This window comes from Halobellus salinus (assembly GCF_014646875.1).
Lineage (GTDB): Archaea > Halobacteriota > Halobacteria > Halobacteriales > Haloferacaceae > Haloquadratum > Haloquadratum salinum.
In genome coordinates, this window is sequence record NZ_BMOC01000003.1 from 74,744 (window position 1) to 91,924 (window position 17,181).

Annotated in this window: 11 protein-coding genes; 4 read left to right on the forward strand and 7 right to left on the reverse strand. The window is 67.2% G+C overall.

Annotation, left to right across the window (positions count from 1 at the left end; all coding sequences use genetic code 11):
* Window positions 1-76 precede the first annotated feature (76 nt).
* From IEX72_RS03775 to IEX72_RS03790, 4 genes are all read left to right on the forward strand, one after another.
* Window positions 77-1,231: a lycopene cyclase domain-containing protein gene (locus IEX72_RS03775; protein WP_188786054.1), complete on the forward strand. Its 1,155-nt coding sequence runs from the start codon at window positions 77-79 to the stop codon at window positions 1,229-1,231.
* Window positions 1,232-1,625: 394 nt separating this feature from the next.
* On the forward strand, window positions 1,626-6,173 hold the full coding sequence (gltB, locus tag IEX72_RS03780) for a glutamate synthase large subunit (protein ID WP_188786055.1): 4,548 nt from the start codon (window positions 1,626-1,628) through the stop codon (window positions 6,171-6,173).
* Window positions 6,174-6,231: 58 nt separating this feature from the next.
* Window positions 6,232-7,029, forward strand: a complete 798-nt coding sequence (locus tag IEX72_RS03785; protein WP_188786056.1) for a DUF7289 family protein — start codon at window positions 6,232-6,234, stop codon at window positions 7,027-7,029.
* Between the two features lie 98 nt (window positions 7,030-7,127).
* Entirely contained in the window at window positions 7,128-7,502 is a 375-nt protein-coding gene (locus IEX72_RS03790) for a hypothetical protein (RefSeq protein WP_188786057.1), read from the forward strand.
* A gap of 18 nt (window positions 7,503-7,520) precedes the next feature.
* Here IEX72_RS03790 and IEX72_RS03795 read toward each other — a convergent pair whose 3' ends face one another.
* From IEX72_RS03795 to IEX72_RS03825, 7 genes are read right to left on the reverse strand one after another with little or no spacing between them, the layout of a single operon-like run.
* Window positions 7,521-9,059 carry a DUF7289 family protein gene (locus IEX72_RS03795; protein WP_188786058.1) on the reverse strand — a complete coding sequence of 513 codons (1,539 nt, stop codon included), beginning with the start codon at window positions 9,057-9,059 and terminating at the stop codon, window positions 7,521-7,523.
* Window positions 9,056-9,607 carry a DUF7266 family protein gene (locus IEX72_RS03800; protein ID WP_188786059.1) on the reverse strand — a complete coding sequence of 184 codons (552 nt, stop codon included), beginning with the start codon at window positions 9,605-9,607 and terminating at the stop codon, window positions 9,056-9,058. Before IEX72_RS03800 ends, IEX72_RS03795 begins: the two co-directional genes overlap by 4 nt.
* Window positions 9,604-10,584 carry a DUF7261 family protein gene (locus IEX72_RS03805; protein WP_188786060.1) on the reverse strand — a complete coding sequence of 327 codons (981 nt, stop codon included), beginning with the start codon at window positions 10,582-10,584 and terminating at the stop codon, window positions 9,604-9,606. The genes IEX72_RS03800 and IEX72_RS03805 overlap by 4 nt, the downstream gene beginning before the upstream one ends.
* Window positions 10,572-11,156, reverse strand: a complete 585-nt coding sequence (locus IEX72_RS03810; protein ID WP_188786061.1) for a DUF7288 family protein — start codon at window positions 11,154-11,156, stop codon at window positions 10,572-10,574. The genes IEX72_RS03805 and IEX72_RS03810 overlap by 13 nt, the downstream gene beginning before the upstream one ends.
* The gene (locus tag IEX72_RS03815; RefSeq protein ID WP_188786062.1) at window positions 11,156-11,656 is read right to left on the reverse strand and encodes a DUF7287 family protein; all 501 of its coding nucleotides are present in this window, start codon (window positions 11,654-11,656) and stop codon (window positions 11,156-11,158) included. The genes IEX72_RS03810 and IEX72_RS03815 overlap by 1 nt, the downstream gene beginning before the upstream one ends.
* A complete protein-coding gene (locus IEX72_RS03820; protein ID WP_188786063.1) occupies window positions 11,653-13,698 on the reverse strand; it encodes a type II secretion system F family protein in 2,046 nt (681 codons plus the stop codon). The genes IEX72_RS03815 and IEX72_RS03820 overlap by 4 nt, the downstream gene beginning before the upstream one ends.
* The gene (locus IEX72_RS03825) at window positions 13,695-17,156 is read right to left on the reverse strand and encodes a type II/IV secretion system ATPase subunit (RefSeq protein WP_229663729.1); all 3,462 of its coding nucleotides are present in this window, start codon (window positions 17,154-17,156) and stop codon (window positions 13,695-13,697) included. Before IEX72_RS03825 ends, IEX72_RS03820 begins: the two co-directional genes overlap by 4 nt.
* Between the last annotated feature and the right edge of the window lie 25 nt (window positions 17,157-17,181).

Below are 17,181 nucleotides of genomic sequence, written 5' to 3' on the forward strand. Positions count from 1 at the left end.
AGCGGGTCACACTCGCCGCGGGTGCGACCGGCACCCTCCGCCGAACCCTTTTGCTTCGCGCGCTCCACGGTAGCGTATGGCGTTCGCACGCGACGACACCGGGCTCCGGGCCGACCTCGGCGCGCTGGCGTCGCAGGTCCACCCGGTGTTCATGCTCCCGCCGGTTGCGGCGAGCGCCTTCGGGGCCGTGATCGCGGGTCGGATGGCCTTCGTGCCGCTGCTGTTGCACGCCGCGGCGACCTTCTTCGCCGTCTACACCGCCCACGTGAAGGACGGCTACGTCGACTTCTACGGCCGCGGCGAGGACGACGATCACCCGCTGACGGCTGCGGGGTGCCGGCGCGCCTTGGTGGGCGCCGGGGGCGGATTCGCGGCCGCGAGCGTCGGCCTCTGGGCCGTGGTCGGTCCCGTGGCGGCCGCGCTCGCGCTTCCGATGTGGTTGCTGGGGGTCCTCCACGCCCCGCAGTTCGACACCAACCCCGTGACCACGACCCTGGGGTACCCGTTGGGGGTCGCGACCGCAATCGTCGGCGGCGCCTACGCTCAGGCGGGGTCGGTCGCGGGCGACGCGCTCGCGTTTGCGGCCGTGTTCGTGATCACACTCGCGGGCGTGAAAATCATCGACGACGCCACCGACTACGACTACGACCGCTCGATCGACAAGCGGACCGTCGCGGTCGCGATGGGGCGCACTCGAGCCCGTCGCCTGGCGCACGGGCTGCTGTACGCCGGGTTCACGCTGGTCGTCGTGTTCGCGGTCGACGGGCTGTTTCCGACCGCGGCGCCGGCGGCAGCGGTGGCGTTCGGGGCCGTGGCGGCGGTCACGACGCGCGCGGACGCGGAGTTGGCGACGAAGCTCCTGGTCCGCGGCGCGTACGTCTTCCTCGCGCTCCTCGTTGCGAGCGTGTGGTTCCGGCCGCTCGCGGGGGCGCCGCTCCCCGACATCGGGGTCTTTGGCCCGTACACCTACCTCGCGACGGAGGTCGGGTTCGGGTCGCTGGCGTTCGTGTTGCTCTATCGAGCCGGCGCGCTCCGCCGAGCGGCCCGGACGATTCTCGTGTTGTATCCGCTGGCGTTCGTGTGGGACTGGTACACCCTGACTGTGGGGGTGTTCGCCATCCAGCTCCGAACCGGAGTCGACCTCGCCGGGATCCCCGTAGAGGAGCATCTGTTCATGGTCGTGGTTCCCGCCTTGGTGGTGGGGATCCACGAGACGCTCTCGGAGTTGTGACCGGGGGTGGCCGGCCGACGTGGACGGCTCCGGGGCTCGTATCACCGGCAGTGGTCAGATGAGGGCGGTGCGACTGGAGACACCTCGAAAGCGACCGGCCCCTTTCATACTGTCGGCTATAACTACGTGAAGATTTTTGACACCCCGGGGTGTCGAAATACGTCACGCGACTATAGCCGACAGTATCAGTCCCGCCTACATGGGCTGGCTAACCGGCCGCCGGCCGGGGCTTTCGAGGTGGCCACAGGGTCACCAGCTTATGTGAACACTACCCGTATCGCCGGCGCCAGAGGCCTTGTATTTCAGACAGTATATTGGTATACCCTTATATGTGACTAGTGGCCTCATACACGTTGAGGAGAAGCGTCATTAGGGGGAGGTTCCACTGGTAAGTATGACCAAGCGACGCAACCACACGACCGGCGAGTCCGACGGGCTCGCGGACCCGACGGACGAGCGGTCGAACTGCGGCGTCGGCGCCGTCATCGACCTCGACGGCGGCCGATCACACGGAACCGTTTCCGACGGGCTCGAACTGCTGGAGAACCTCGAACACCGTGGCACCACCGGCGCGGAGGAGAACACCGGCGACGGCGCCGGGATCAAAGTACAGCGCCCCGACGACTTCTTTGACGCCGTCATCGACGTCGACCTCCCTGAGGAGTACGCGGTCGGCTCGATATTTATGCCGCAGGACGACGCGGCCTGCGAAGGGCTGGTGGCGATTTTCGAGCGCGTCCTCGCGGAGCACGGACTCGACGTCGTCCACTGGCGTGACGTCCCGACCGACAACACCGACCTCGGCGCGACAGCCGTTGAATCCGAGCCCAACGTCCAACAGGCGTTCGTCGTCCCCGACGCCGACCTCGCTGCCGACGAGTTCGACCGCGCGCTCTACGTCGCTCGCCGCGCGGTCGAGAAGGAGGTCGACGAACTCGACTCGGAGGGCGCAAAGCGGTTCTACGTCTGTTCGCTGTCGCGGAAGACGCTCGTCTACAAGGGCCTCCTGAAGGGAGACCAGCTCGCCGACTACTACCCCGATCTCACTGACGAGCGGCTGAAGACCACGCTCACGCTGGTCCACGCCCGGTTTTCCACCAACACTCTGGGGGCGTGGCACCTCGCGCACCCGTACCGCCACGTCATCCACAACGGCGAGATCAACACCATCCAGGGGAACATCAACTGGATGCGGAGCCGGGAGACCGACCTCGAACACGACGCGTTCGGAGACGACCTCGATTCCCTGAAACCGGTTATCAACGACCCCGAGCAGTCCGACACCGCCTCCATCGACAACGCCGTCGAGCTGCTGCTCCACAGCGGTCGTGACCTCCCCCACGTCCTCCGGATGCTCATCCCGGAGGCGTTCCGCGGCGACAACGCGATGGCCGACGACCGCCGGGACTGGTACGACTACCACGCCTCGCTGATCGAGCCGTGGGACGGCCCCGCCTTGGTGGCTGCCACCGACGGCGACCGCGTGGCTGCGGTGCTCGACCGCAACGGCCTTCGGCCCTGCCGGTACGACGTCACCACCGACAACACCCTGGTGATGGCCAGCGAGGTCGGTGCACTCGACACCGACCCCGCGGAGATCGAAGAACGCGGCCGGCTCCAGCCCGGCCAACTGTTCGTGGCCGACCCGGAGGAGGGCCGGGTCATCCCCGATGCGGAGGTCTTCGAGTCGCTGACCGACGAGAAGTACGGCGAGTGGGTCGACCGGGAGCAGCGCCACCTCGATTCGCTCGTGGATCCCGACGACTACGATCCTCGAAACGATGTCGACCACCTCCGGGCGGCGCAGGCGGCGTTCGGCTACACCGAAGACCAGGTGAGCCACCTCATCGAGCCGATGGCAACGGACGGCAAAGACCCCGTCGGGTCGATGGGCGACGACACGCCCCTGTCTGTGCTGTCGGATTTCAACCGGCCGCTTTTCACCTACTTCAAACAGCTGTTCGCGCAGGTCACCAACCCGCCGCTGGACTACATCCGCGAAGAGCTCGTGACCTCGCTCGAGTCGCGGTTGGGCGCGCAGCGCAACCTCCTGGACGAGACGCCCGAGCACGCCCGACAGCTCGTGGTCGACTCGCCGGTTCTCTCGGACGCCCAGACCGGCGCGATCCGGTCGTTGGGTGACAGCGTTGAGGACGCGATGACGTCGACGGTCGTCGACATCACCTACGACCGGGAGCGCTCGCTCACGGAGGCGGTCGAGCGGGTTCGCGACGACGCCGCCGACGCCATCGAATCGGGCGCTGACGTGGTCGTGCTTTCGGACCGCGGCCTCAACCCCGATCGGGTCGCGATCCCAAGCCTGCTCGCGACCGGTGCGGTCCACCACAGCCTGGTCAGAAGCGGACTCCGGAACCGAGCGGGGCTGGTTGTCGAGTCCGGCGACCCCCGCGAGGTCCACCACCTCGCGACGCTCGTCGGGTACGGCGCCGACGCGGTGAACCCCTACCTCGCGTACCGGACCATCGCCGATCTCGTCGCCGGCCCCGACGGCGCCGACGCGGCGGAGGCGATCGGAGCCTACACCGAGGCGCTGGAGGACGGCCTCCTCAAGACGATGTCGAAGATGGGGATCTCCACCGTGGAGTCCTACCAGGGCGCACAGATCTTCGAGGCGGTTGGCCTTGACTCGGCGTTTGTCGCGGAATATTTCGAGGGGACGGAGATCCGGACGGAAGGCATCGGCATCGACGTGATCGAGGAGGACGCCCGCACCCGACACACCGTGGCGTACGGCGACGATCCGCAGCTCGAACGCCAGGGCGAGTACGAACACCGGTCGGACGGCATCCACCACCAGTGGAACCCACAGACCGTCGGGACGATCCAGCAGGCCGTCCGGTCGGGCGACTACGAGAAGTACCAGGAGTTCGCGGACATGATCAACGACCAGAACCAGGAGCTCCAGACGCTCCGCGGGCTCTTGGAGTTCGACTCCGACCGGGATCCGGTCCCGCTCGAGGAGGTCGAGCCGGTCGAGGATATCGTCGAGAACTTCTCGACGGCCGCGATGTCGCTGGGGAGCCTCTCGCCGGAGGCCCACGAGAACAACTCCATCGCTATGAACCGGCTGGGCGCCAAGTCCAACACCGGCGAAGGCGGCGAACCGCCCGAGCGATTCGGCACCGAGAAGGAGTGCAACATCAAACAGGTCGCCTCCGGCCGGTTCGGGGTCACCTCCGACTACCTCACCAACGCCGAGGAGCTCCAGATCAAGATGGCGCAGGGATCCAAGCCCGGCGAGGGCGGCCACCTCCCCGGCAAGAAAGTAAACGAGATGATCGCCCACGTCCGCTTTGCGACGCCCGGCGTCGGCCTCATCTCGCCGCCGCCGCTCCACGACATCTACTCGATCGAGGACCTGAAGCAGCTCATCCACGACCTGAAGGCGGCCAACCCCGACGCCGACATCAACGTGAAGTTGGTCTCGGAGGCCGGGATCGGCACCATCGCCGCCGGCGTCGCGAAAGCCAACGCCGACGTGGTGCACATCTCGGGTCACGACGGCGGGACGGGCGCGTCGCCGAAGACGTCGATCAAGAACGCGGGGCTGCCGTGGGAGCTCGGGCTCGCGGAGGCCAACCAGATGCTCCGGAAGACCGACCTCCGGTCGCGGATCCGCGTCACCGTCGACGGCGGTATGAAGACCGGCCGCGACGTCGCGGTTGCGGCGCTGCTCGGCGGCGAGGAGTACGTCTTCGGGACCGCTTCCTTGGTCACCTCCGGGTGTGTGATGGCGCGGCAGTGCCACGAGAACACCTGTCCGGTCGGCGTCGCCACCCAGCGCGACAAACTCCGGAACCGGTTCCCGGGCCAGCCCGAACACGTCATCAACTACATGACGTTCATCGCCCAGGAGCTCAGGGAGATTATGGCGGAGTTGGGCTTCCGGTCGCTGGACGAGATGGTCGGCCGCCCCGGACTCCTCACCCAACGGGAGACCGACCACGAGAAGGCCAGCCACCTGGACCTCTCGGCGGTCATCGCCGAGCCCGGGGGCGAAAACCGCCGGCAGACCGAAGCACAGACCCACCCTGGCGTCGCCGATCAGGTGGACTACGACCTTATCGAGGAAGCCGATGCCGCGCTCTCGGAGGGGACGCCGGTCGCCATCGATCGAGAGATATCCAACGAGGACCGCGCGGTGGGTGCAACGCTGTCGAACCGCATCTCGAGGCGGTACGGTGGCGACGGCCTCCCCGACAACACCATTCGGTGTCGGTTCGACGGCGTCGCCGGCCAGTCGTTCGGCGCGTTCCTCGCAAGTGGCGTGACGATGCACCTCACCGGCGCCGCCAACGACTACATCGGAAAGGGGCTCTCCGGCGGGCGCGTGATCGTCGAAACCCCGTCGAATGCGGCCTACGAGGCGTCGCAGAACGTCCTGATCGGGAACGTGGCGCTGTACGGAGCGACCCGGGGCGAGATGTACGTCAACGGCGTCGCGGGCGAGCGCTTCGCCGTCCGCAACTCCGGGGTGAAAGCGGTCGTCGAAGGCGTCGGCGACCACGGGTGCGAGTACATGACCGGCGGCGCGGTCGCGGTGCTCGGCGAGACCGGCAAGAACTTCGCCGCGGGCATGTCCGGCGGCGTGGCGTACGTTTACGACCCCGACGACGAGTTCGCCGCGACGGCAAACACCGGAATGGTGTCGCTGTCGGACACCTTAGAAGAGTCCGACCGCGCGATGCTCAAGCGGTTGGTGGAAAACCACGCGGCCTACACCGACAGCGACCGCGCGGCGTGGATGCTCGAAGAGTGGAACGACGTCGTCTCGGAGTTCGTGAAGGTGATGCCCGACGCCTACGCCGAGGTCATCGGGGAACGGGCCCGCGACGACGTCAGAAGCGAACTCCCGCCGGCGGCGACCGCAGCGGCCGATGCGGTCGACGGCGACGCGGCCGTACAGACCAGCGACGACTGAGGGCCGCGCGTTTCGGGATGGGGCGACAGTATATATACGTCGCAACGAAACGCCGGATGTGCGACGCGAGAGCGAGGGTTCGGGCCGTGCGTGTGGCTCTGACCGCGGCGTCAGCGAGACCGTCAGCTTCGTGCTTGTGTTCGCTCTCGTGGTTGCGTCGGTCGGCACCGTCTACGCGGTGGGGGTCTCCGAACTCGAAGCCACCCGCGACGCCGAACGGGTCGAAAACGCCCAGCGCGCGTTCGACGTGCTCGCGGACACCCTCGACGACCTGCTTGATGGCGCCCCGAGCCGCGGGACCGAGGTGAAACTCGCAGCGGCGACGCTGCGGTCGGCCGACGACGCCGCGGTCAACATCACGGTGACCTCGGCGGACGGTGCACAGGCGTACACCGCCGGGGAGATATCGGTCTCGCCGCTGGTGTACGACGTACAGGCGGGCGGGCAGGTCCGACTTAGCAACGGCGCGGTGCTCAGAGACTCGGCGCGCGGGGGCGCGTCGGTGGTCCGCGGGCCGCCGGTCGTGGTCGACGACGACCGCGTGTTACTCACGATCATCAAACAGGAACACGTCGGCTCCGATGCGGTCGGCGGCGACCGGACGGTCCGCATCCGGATGGACGCCAATCGGCCGCGGCGGCTCTACGGCAACGAGTCAGTGACCCACGAGTCGGTCCACGTCAACACCACCACGCCGTACACCGACGCGTGGGCCCGTCACTACGAGTCGGTCGGCTTCGACTGCACCGAAGTCGACGATCCCGGTCCCGACGCCCCGGGGATGGTCTCGTGTACCGTTGAGGATGTCGACCGCGTCACCGTGGTGTGGTTGCGGGTGACCACCGAGTTCGAGTGACGCGTCCTGATCGCCCCCACCCATTCACCTGCGCCGACACTCAAACAGGGATTTGAGCCTCACGGAGGTATTTGTGGGTTCCTACCGACGACTGGTGTATGGCTCCCGAGCAGACACCCCGTGGCCGAACCGTCGGGCGACGCGCCCGCGACGCCTCCAACAGCCGACCCGCCGCTCGAAGCGAGGATCTCCACCTCCGGAGTTACGCCCACGAGTGGGCGTACGACGTCGCAGTCGAGGTGGTGAGCCCCGACGGCGACGTGGCGTTTGCGGCCGACTACTACCTCCAACCCGGCGACGCCGAAAGCGTAATCGATGCACTCCCCGCCGGGGAGTACGAGGTCCGAGCGACGCTTGATAACGACACACATCGGACTGCAACGTGTCGGATCGGCGCCGATCCCGACCGCACGGCGGTGATCGAGGTCGGCAACGGCATCGTCAGCCTCACCGAGGGGTTGCCGACGCGGTAGCGCGGCCCCGCGGTCCCGCTAGTGCAACTCGACGGTCACGTTGTTTTCGGTGACATAGAGGTAGGTGAGGTACGATCCGCGTTCGCTCGTGTCGTAGCGGAGCACCCCGTCGGAGTTGGCCTGGTTGATCTGGGCGCTGCCGCTCCCTCCGGGGCCGTGATTGACACGCACGGTGAAACCGGCGTCGAACGTCGCGAGGTAGTGGCGCGTGAGAATCCTGCTGTTCTGCTCGTCGCCGCTTTCGTACGTGGTGTGCTCGTTGTCGTCGCCGGTGTGACCGAACGTCGTCGGGTCCGGCGCGGGACCGTCATTCAGTGAGGCCCAATCGAGTTCGGTATCGCCGTTCCTGTCGACGGTGCCGGGGTCGTAGGTGAGCGACTGCTCGGGACTCGTAAACGCCATGCGGAGCTCCGGGGCACCGTCCGAACACGCGAGTTGGACCGGCCCGGACACCGAGGAGATGGTGTCGTTCGTCCAGTGGTGGACGCCCGCCGCCGTCGAGTCGTTGTGGTAGTAGACGTCCATCCGCAGGTCCACGTCGTCGGGACCACCACCGGTGCAGTAGCCCCCGATCCCCGTCGGCGTCGCCACGAACACCTCGTAAGCGTCGTCACCCGCCTCGACGTAGTACGAGAAATAGAGGTTGTTCGCCGTCCCACCGTTGCCGTTGCTGGCGCCGATCCGGATCGACGTCTCGAATGTCTCCACCGAGTGGCCGTCGGCGACCCCGCGGACGGCGACACCCTCGTTCTTGTCCGGAAGCCGGAACGCGCCGGGTTGGTCGGCCGTCCCCAGGACGACCGTGGCGGTCCGGTTCCCGTTGTCGACGGAGACGGTGCCGGTGGTCCGGGTCCGGAAATACTCGGCCCACCCCTCGTAGTATTCGCTTTTGACCGTCACCGACACCGTCCCGTTCCGGACCGGGTTGTCGTACTGCCGGATCGATCCCTCCGTGGTGTTCGCGTCGTACGGGGCGCCGGGTCCGTCAGTGGCGACAGCGGCGTCGGCGGGGTAGACTCGTGTCAACTCACCGTCCCGTTCAACGGTCGCGGTTGTCTCCCCGGCGGCCGCGTCGTCCGACCGGACACGGAGGACCGGCAGCGTCAGCGTCGTGCCGCGGTAGTGGAACTCCGGCGACGACACCATCGACGTGCCGCCCGCCTGGCGGCGCCAGACGCCGCCACCCTGGTAGGCGACCGTCGTGCTGCCGGTCCGGTAGGAGACCGACCCCAGCGACGCGTTGTAGACGGTTTCGGTCCTGTTGGCCGTGTAGTTCGTGTGCGTGATCCGCAGCCACCCGGTGTCGGAGTCGGCGGCGTAGTCCCCGCTGGTGGTCCGCCCGAGTCTGACAGTCTGGGTCGACCCCTCGCCGAGTCCGACCACGGCCGTCCGCGCGTCGAGCAGCGTTATGGCGTGTTCCGCGCGGTCGACCGAGGTCCGGTGTTGGATGTCGTCGAAGGCGGCCCCGCCGACCCCGACGACGACGCCCGCGCCAACGACCGTCAGGGCCAACAGGAGCACGAGTCCGAGGTTCGACGAGACGGCGCGGGCAGTCATGCGTGAGTCACTCCCGAGGCCGGTGGTGCGAGCGACAGCGATCCCGACGGGTCGCCGTCCGCGAGGACGAGCGTCGAATCGCCCGCGTCGGCCCGGACAACCACCCATCCACCGCTTACCGATCCCTCTTCGATACCCACGAGCGTAGAGGTGGTGAGCGTAACGCGCACGTCGGTGCCCGACGATCGCAGCGTCAGGGCGTATCGCATCGGCCCCTCGCCGGGAGTCGAACGGGTCGTCACCGTGATCCGGTAGGACTCGCCCGCCACTCGCGCGGGGAGGCGCACGCCGACGCGGACCGAGCGCGACTGTGCGTCCGCCCGTGCGAGCCGGTCCGCATCGGCAATTCCGGCCGCCAGCCGCTCGGCAACAACGGTGAGTTCCTCACGCACAACGCTCGTGCGCTGGTCCTGGACGTATCCGCCCGCGCCGACGAGCAACCCCGAGACGAGCACCGCCGTGATCCCCAGCACGATCACGTAGTTCACCGTAATCGAGACGGCCCGGCCGGGTCGGGACCCCGCTCGCCGCGGCGTGTCGTCAGTCATTCCGGCACCACCTCGACTGTCGCCTCGTAGTCGAGTTCGACGGTCCGGTATGTGACTGTGAGTTCGGCCCCGTAGACGGCGTCGGTCCAGTACGGCGACGGCCCGGTGTCGTTCAGCCCGGACAGCGACAGCACAGCGGGCGGCTCGTCAACCACCATCGTGTATGTGCCGTTGGCCGCGCCGCCGTCACGGTAGTTGATGTCGACAGGTCCGCTCGTGTTGTCTACCGGGCCGAGTGCCGGACACGGCGCGCCGCCGACCGACTCGTTCGGGACATCGATACTGAAGGTTCCGCTGGTCACCGAGCCGACCACACAGATCGTCTCCGTTCCGCCGTCGTCAACGCGGATCTCGGGGCCGGTGGGAGTGTCGTACACGAACACGCTCCGCGTGCCGGCCCCCGAGGTGACATTCACATGGAACACGTCGTCGGCTCTCAGATCCGCCGGATCGTCGGTGAGCGTCGACTCTTCGACGGAGAACCGCATCGAACGGACGTTCGAGCCGCCCGAGACGACAGTCCAGTCGTCCGCGCTGCCGCCGCCCGTGAAGTTCCGGCCGGCGTCGTCCTGTTGGATCCGAGTACCGTTCGTGACCCCGGTGACGTCGACGTCCGCGGCGTCCCCGACGACGGCGCGGTGAGACGACGCGAGGTCGTCCCACTCCCCCATCGTCGCGTTCAGCGCCCGGTTCAACTCGGCCGCAGAGGTGTTATTCCGGCGGTTCACCGACGCAACGGCGTCAACGCCGGCACGCCGAGACGCCGACACGTACTCGATGGCGGGCGTGGCCTCCACGCCGGAGTCGCGGGTCGCGAGGGTGCCGGTGTAGATTGCGGTGTTTAAAAGCAGCGCGAGCGCGACGAACACGACCGCGAGCGCCAGCGCCCCCACGAGGAGGAGCTGGGCGCGGTCGTCGCCGCCGGACCGGCCGGCGCCGCTCGGACGCCGACCGGAGGGCCGTCTCACATCCGCCATACGACGAGCTCCACCTCCACGACCGAGTAGAGCGCCTGGTCGGTGTCGGCGTCGGGGACGAGATACGACGCGTTCGAGAGTGTGGTGTCCGACGCCGACCCGCCGGTCCCGCGCAGCGGGTCGTCGTCGGCGAGCGTAACCGTCCACCGGGCGGTGGAGGCGTGGTCGCTGGGGTTCCCGAGGTCGACAATCGACTCGCGCCGCCTGTCGCCGTCACTGGCAACGTAGTACAGCGTCAGATCGAAGACGATCCCCCGGTTGAGGAACATCGATTCGAGGGTGTCGCCGAACGCCGTCGGCGGGGTACCGTCGACGTACCCATCGTTCGATGCTCCGTGCCAGTTGTCCGCCGACTCGTTCCAGTACAGAAGCGTCGGCTTCAGCGTTCCGCGCTCCGCGGCCGACGCGAGCACGCCCTCGGCGGCGGCCGCCTGCTGGTTTTCGATGTGCTGACTGGAGGTGCTGCCGGTCAGCGGCGTGACGGCCGTCACCTGGAGCGCGAAGACGAGACTCGATAGCAGGATCAATGACGCAGTGATCGCTTCCAGGGTGTGGGCCTGTGCGCGGTCCATCACCACGTCCTCACGACGAGTCGGCGGGGGTGGCCGTCAAGCGACACCACGCGGGTGGCCGCCGACACCGAGGCCGTCTCCGGCGGGGTCGGCCCCGCGGCGAGCCGGTCCCCACTGTCGACGACCGAGCCGTTGGCGTACCGGATGGTCACGTTGATATCCCGGGTTCGGTCGAGCGTGAACACCGCTCTCGTGGTGGCCGCCGAGGTGTTGAACCCACACGTCGACGCCGCCGGGCCACCGCCGTTCAACTGGTGGAAAAAGCCGTTCGTACACGTCTCGTTCAGCACGTACGGCTCCGAGGGGTCGCCGAGCCGGTCCGTCGACAGCGACGTCGCGACCCGGTCTGCGGTCTGTGGCCCCTCCGTGCTCTGAAACGGCGTGAAAACCGTCGGCACGAACGCGACCACGAACGCGACCACGAGTAAGAACAACCCGATCCCGATCGCGAAGTCGATGGTCGTCTGGGCGCGGTCGCCCGACGGTGAGGGTCGCGTCATCCGACCACCATCCACACCACCAACGCGACCGTCTGGAGGATGACGACGAACTTCACGCCCGAGACGATGTCGGCGTTCCGGATGTAGCCGCTGATGAACCCCGACAGTGCGGCTTGGAGGGTGACAGCGTGGAAAAACAGCACAGATAACAGGTCGATGTTGATCCCGTCACCGAAGTTGAGCCCACCCGCGGCCGCCTCGCTGCCGCCGCCGGTCTGCGACGCAAGCCCCGCCATAACGTCGAGGAACTGGGTCTTGAGGATGGCCATCACGCCCAGCAAGGTGAGGTACGTCATGAGGATGATCGCCACCTGCATCCGGGTTCGGGACTTCCGCTCGCGCTCGATGTCGTCTTGGGTCTCGGAGGCCTGCGCCGCCGTGGTCAACACCTCTGTGATCTGGCTCGACGCCTCCTGGGCCTTCGAGATGAGTTTGACCGTCCGGGCGAGGCGTGGGATGTGGTACTTGTTGTTGAACTCCACAAGGGCGCTCCGGAGGCTCATCCCGTAGTTGACCTTCGCGCGCACCGTCTCGAACTCGTCGGCCAACTTGCCGGATGAGGTCTCGGAGACGGTTTCGACCGACTCCAGTAAAGTCTGGCCGGTGTCGTTGGCGCTGGAGAGCTTCCGGAGGGTGTCCGAGAGTTTCCCCACAACCGCGTTCCGCGACCGTCCGTTCCAAGCGTCGAAGGCGGCCAGCGGGATCCCCACAGTATACACCGGCACGTACCACCACACGAAGGTGCCCCACACGGGGTTGTTCACCATACCCTGCCACGAAAGCGGCGCCGCCCCGTTCGCGATCGCAACACCGAGGGCCGCGAGCGCGGCGGGAACAGTCACGATCAGGGTGTACAGCGGGTGATCCCGGAAGAACAGGTCGGGGCGGCGGAGCAGCCGTCCGGTCTTGTGCGTCCCCTCGCGGGACCGGATTCGGTCGAAGACCCGGAACTCGCCCACGAAACTCTCGATCAGCCCCCTGTGGATCAGCCCCTCACGGGTGACCTGTTCCAACCGGTCGGAACTGTTCGACGGCTGGAGGTAGCCGTTGCCGGGTTCGTCCTGCTTGACCGTCGAGACGAGGACCAAGAACCCGACGCCGGTGAGCGGGATGAGCGCGTAGACGGTCCCGAACAGCAGCCTGTCTTGGGCCTGCCCGAGCATACTCATAATCACCAGGATGATGATGAGTAAAAGCGGGAACAACGACAGCGTCATGTACATCTCGCCGAACAGTTCCAGGGTTTCAAGCACCGTCTCCTGTTCCTGTTTGGCGGTCCGGAGGTGTTTTTCCTTTTTGTCGTCGAGGAACTGCTCCATACTCCCGCCGGAGTTCACGATCGAGAGCATGTCCGACAGGAACTGCGAGAGCTCCTCCGACGGCGTCACCATCGCCTGCTCGCGGATGGCGTTCCGGTAGTCGGTCCCGAAATACTCCGTTTCGCGCACGATGCTCTGGAACTCCTTTGCCACCTCGCCGTAGGTGTCGTCGGCGCGGGCCATCGCCTCCAGGATCTCGAGTTGGTTCAGCCCGCCGACCGACAGCGCGTACATGAACGAGATGGCGTCGGGGAGGAGCATGTTGATCTCCCGCTTCCGCTCTCCGGCCGTCGAATACGGGATCGCGATCAGCGTCCCGAACCCACCCGCGAACCCGACTGCCCCGAAGACCAGTCCGGAGACGACCGTCACCGCGGGGGCCGTGAACGCGTTGAGTGCGGCCGCGGTCGCGGCGTCGGGGGCAGGGAGGCCGAGGCTGATGATGTCGGGGGAGACAACCCCCAACGCGAAGATCGCCCACCCGACTGCGGTACCGAGAGCCCACAGGACCCCGCCGCCGATCGCGCCGAGGGCGAGCGCACGGGAGAGATAGAGCTCAACGGTCGCTGACATCCGGGCCTGTTCGAGTTTCGTCTCCACGTCGCTCACGAAGTCGCCGTCCTCGTCGAACAGGAACTGAAACACCGGGTAGAACGCGTCGCCGAGGAGGTCGGTACTCCTGTCGAGTTGCTCGCTCTCGGCGTCACCGACGTCTAAGCTCATCGGTCGCCTCCCGCCGTGTCATTCTCCCGATCAGCGACGTCGTCGGCCCCCCTGGGGTCGTCGGTCTGAGAGTCGGTGTCGGCGTCCGCCAGCAGTTCCTGGATCTTGACCGACTCGTCCGCGTCGCTGTCGGGGCCAGCCGCCGCGTCGTCCGGGGGCTGCGGTTCACCGCCCGCCCCGGACTCGTCTGTGGCCTCCGACTCGGCGGCCAACCGGTCGTCGAACCGGTCGAACAGATTCAGTTCGGGGTCCTCGTCCGGGTTGCTCTCGTCGACGACGTCCCACGCGACCGCGTCGCCCTCGTCATCCCCGTCGGCGGTGCCGTCGCCCGTGTCACGATCCGCGTCGTCCGCGGAGTCAACCGCGGTGTCGGCGCCCTCCGGGTCGACGGACGGGTCAGTGCCGTCGTCGGGCGCCGGTGTTCCGGCGGTGTCGTCGGGCGCCGGTGTTCCGGCGGTGTCGTTGGGCGCCGGTGTTCCGGCGGTGTCGTCGGGCGCCGGTGTTCCGGCGGTGTCGTCGGGCGCCGGTGGCACCGCCTTGTCGTCGAGCGCGTCGAGTTCGTGGTGCTCACCGCCGGTCGCGGCAACGTCGGGCGCGGACGCCACCGCAACCAGCGCGTCCGCGACATCGACGTCTCCGAGGTCGCGGTAGTCGGGCCACAGTTCGTCTTCGGCCCGCTGGAGGATCTCGTCGCACACCTCCGTGACGTCCGCACCGGGGGTGGGTCGGGGCACCATCTCCTCTTTGTCGGGGTCGACGTCGATCTTGACCGACTCCATCTCCCGGAGGTCCTCTAAGCTGCGTTCGAGCTCTCCTCTCGCCATCAGCGCGATGATGGTCTCCTCGTCGTTGATGAACGCTTGGAGTGTCGCTGCGACCTGCGTGTAGGTGTTGAGCCCCCGGTCAATCAGGTACGCGAGCACGACCCGGCGCTTGAACTTCGCCTCGTTGAGTTCCGCGTGGGTCCACCCGCGGTCGAACTTGATGTCCTCTACGGTGTTCGACGAGCCCATTTTGAGGAACTCGTCGCCCTCGGCCTGCCACTGGTAGACGTCTTGGACGTTGATTTCATCGTTTTCGGCGTCGTAGTGGTTGATCTCGGTCAGGGATTTGTTCCGCCGGACCTTGTTACCCTGCACCCGTGTGGAGGTCTGGACCGACACCAGATCCAGGGCGGTGAACATCGTCTTCGAGACGTTGATCGGGTCGGTGGTGAACCGCTTCAGCACCTCGCCGACGCTGTCGGCGTGGAACGTGGTGTAGGTGGTGTGACCCGTTGACATGACCTGAAAGAGCGTCCGGCCCTCCTCGCCGCGAATCTCACCCATCACGATGTAGTCAGGGCGCTGCCGGAGCGCCGCTTCCAAGAGGTCGAACTCGTCGACGTCGCCGCCGTCGTCGTCGCTGAACGAGGGTCGGGTGACGGAGGCGACCCAGTTGCGCTGCGGGAGTTCGACCTCCCGAGTGTCCTCGATTGAGACGACCTTGGCGTTCGAGGGGATGAAAAGCGACACCGCGTTCAGCGACGTTGTCTTGCCCGAGGCGGTCCCGCCAGCGAAGATCAGGCTCTTGTCATTTTCGATACACAGCCACAGGAACGCCATCTCCTCTAAGGAGAACGTCTTCCAGTTGATCAGGTCCACCGGCGTGAACGGCACGTCTTTGAACTGCCGGATGGTGTAGTTGGTGCCGTGATCGGAGACCTCCCGCCCGAGCGTCAACTGCGCCCGCGACCCGTCCGGCAGGGTGGCGTCGACCTGCGGCCGCCGCTTCGAGATGCCTTTCCCCGACCGTTGGGCGAGTTTGACCACGAAGTCGTCGAGTTCGTCCTCGCCGTGGGAGACGTTCGAGATGATCTGCTCGTAGTCGGAGTGGTAGACGAACACCCGGGAGTTGTACCCGTCACACGAGATGTCCTCGACGTTCACGTCGTGTTTGATCCCGTCGATCCGCTCGTACCCGATGAAATCCCGCCGGAGCGCGTACAACAGCTTCTCCACCTGGTAGTCGTTCAGGGCTGCGGCGTCCTCCGCGATCACCGCCGGCTCCGGCCGCGCCGCGATGCCGTCGAGCGACGGATCGTGGTCCGCAGGAGCCCCGTTCCCGAAGATCCCGTCGAACCGGCCGCCGAACGCACCGGGGTGTATCCCCACCGACCGGGCGACCCTCGCCAGCTTTCGCTCAGAGCGGTCCGGCGACGGCTTCTCGGCGCCGTCGTCGGAGCCAAAACCGAGGTTCAGATCCACGTCCAACCCCGCGAGCAGTCCCTTGTCGGTCCCGTCGGTCGGGCCGGATTGAGCTACCGAGAGGCCCGCCGCGCGGGGATCCTCGGGAGTCCGGTAGAGGTTGTACCGTTCGAGGAGTTCCAGCGTCTGCTGTTCGATGGTCCGGCGGCGGGTCCCCGGGGCGTCGCTGACGACGCGGTCGTCGTCGTATTTGATCGCGGTCCGGAGCTTCCCGGTCAGAAACTCCACTAACTCCGCTTCGATCGGGGTCTGGTGCGGCCGGATGACGTAATACTTCTTCTCGTTTTCTTTCGTGGAATGGAAGATGATCACGAACGCGTGGGGTTCGTTGACCCAGTAGCGCTCGACCTCCCGGAAGTGGGACTTCTTTGCGAGCGGGACCGCCTTCTCGAGGTCGTACCGGTTGACTACGGTTGTTGCCCCCCCAGTGTCGGAAAAGAAGGCGTCCTCGTCGAACTCGGGGTCGACGTCGACTGTCCGCTCATCGACGACCTCGTCGAGCGCCTCGGCACGTGTAGCGCCGTGAGCGAGCGCGTCCTCGGTCGCGTCGGGGTCGAACCCCAGCGCCGACGCGGCGTCGAACCGCTCGATCTCGCCGTCGGCGTCGCGGGGGCGCGACCCGTCGTCGGCGTAGTAGTACTCCCGTTTGTAGTGCTCCCATAACCACTCGCCTTTGACCACCGGCGTGGTCGCGGGGTCGCAGAACGCCTCGAACGCGGCGTCGTGGCGGGCGGCGGTCCGTGCCGCCGACTCGACACCGTCGGCCGCCTCGGTCGGGTGGAAGTCGAGGTGCGTCTCGGGGTCGAGTCCCACCACCGCCCAGTCGGCGCGGGTCGGCGTCGGGATCTCCACCGCGTCGCTGTCGTCCCGCCGGCCGCCCGACTCCTCGTTGTGGCTGTCACGCCGGATTCGCGGGTCGTAGCCGCGATACAGCGTCTCGACCTCGCTCCCGTCGCCGTACTCCGCGAGGAAGTCCGCCCACGTGTACTCGCCGACCGCGACCCGCGGGGCCGAATCCAGCGGCGGGGCTGTCCCGTCGGCCGCCGCCCCCGCCGCACCGCTCGTCGGCAGTTCATCTCCCGCACCCGTCCCGGATTCGGCACCGCTGTCCGGATCCGCGGCCGCTCTATGAGGGGCTGGTGGCGTCTCGCCTCCCCGCTCCGACGCGTCCTCGCCTTCCCCGGTGGGGGGCGCGTCGCCGTCGGTTGCCATTGGAGCACGCTCTACGGTCTCGGTG

Coding starts and splice junctions, on each gene's coding strand:
- IEX72_RS03820 (WP_188786063.1), bottom strand. CDS start 13,698: ATGAGCTTAGACGTCGGTGACGCCGAGAGCGAGCAACTCGACAGGAGT.
- gltB (WP_188786055.1), top strand. CDS start 1,626: ATGACCAAGCGACGCAACCACACGACCGGCGAGTCCGACGGGCTCGCG.
- IEX72_RS03810 (WP_188786061.1), bottom strand. CDS start 11,156: ATGGACCGCGCACAGGCCCACACCCTGGAAGCGATCACTGCGTCATTG.
- IEX72_RS03805 (WP_188786060.1), bottom strand. CDS start 10,584: ATGGCGGATGTGAGACGGCCCTCCGGTCGGCGTCCGAGCGGCGCCGGC.
- IEX72_RS03795 (WP_188786058.1), bottom strand. CDS start 9,059: ATGACTGCCCGCGCCGTCTCGTCGAACCTCGGACTCGTGCTCCTGTTG.
- IEX72_RS03825 (WP_229663729.1), bottom strand. CDS start 17,156: ATGGCAACCGACGGCGACGCGCCCCCCACCGGGGAAGGCGAGGACGCG.
- IEX72_RS03800 (WP_188786059.1), bottom strand. CDS start 9,607: ATGACTGACGACACGCCGCGGCGAGCGGGGTCCCGACCCGGCCGGGCC.
- IEX72_RS03775 (WP_188786054.1), top strand. CDS start 77: ATGGCGTTCGCACGCGACGACACCGGGCTCCGGGCCGACCTCGGCGCG.
- IEX72_RS03815 (WP_188786062.1), bottom strand. CDS start 11,656: ATGACGCGACCCTCACCGTCGGGCGACCGCGCCCAGACGACCATCGAC.
- IEX72_RS03790 (WP_188786057.1), top strand. CDS start 7,128: ATGGCTCCCGAGCAGACACCCCGTGGCCGAACCGTCGGGCGACGCGCC.